Origin of the sequence: Chryseobacterium sp. SIMBA_028 (genome assembly GCF_046535285.1) — a bacterium.
Taxonomy (GTDB): Bacteria; Bacteroidota; Bacteroidia; order Flavobacteriales; family Weeksellaceae; genus Chryseobacterium.
This window is the reverse complement of sequence record NZ_JAWRWZ010000131.1, coordinates 1-314: the sequence shown is the minus strand read 5'-3', so window position 1 is coordinate 314 and position 314 is coordinate 1. Positions and strand designations below refer to the sequence as shown.

At 31.8% G+C, this 314-nt stretch carries 1 protein-coding gene; it reads left to right on the top strand.

Translation table 11 applies throughout. From position 1 onward, the window contains the following. The coding region (locus SCA31_RS22855) for a condensation domain-containing protein (RefSeq protein WP_410699330.1) at positions 1-314 on the top strand (314 nt) is incomplete at both ends.

Here is a 314-nt window from a genome sequence, read left to right as displayed (position 1 = left end):
ACAACTGTTATAAAAGCCGACAAAGAGACTATAATTCAAGAAACATCCAACAGATATAAAGATATCCATGAACTCATCACCAAAGTAAAAGCCAGAACAAAATCAAAAGACATTAAAAGAGAAGCTGATGAAGCATTCCTTTGTGAGATTCCACTTACGAAAGAACAGGAGAGTATTCTCGTACAACATGATTTATCGGAAAAAGCTTTTAACGAATCGATTGCTTTAAGAATTCATGGGAAAATTAATATATCCTTTTTAGAAAAAGCTATTAATAAAGTAGTTGAGAGACATGAATCTCTTCGGACTAAAAT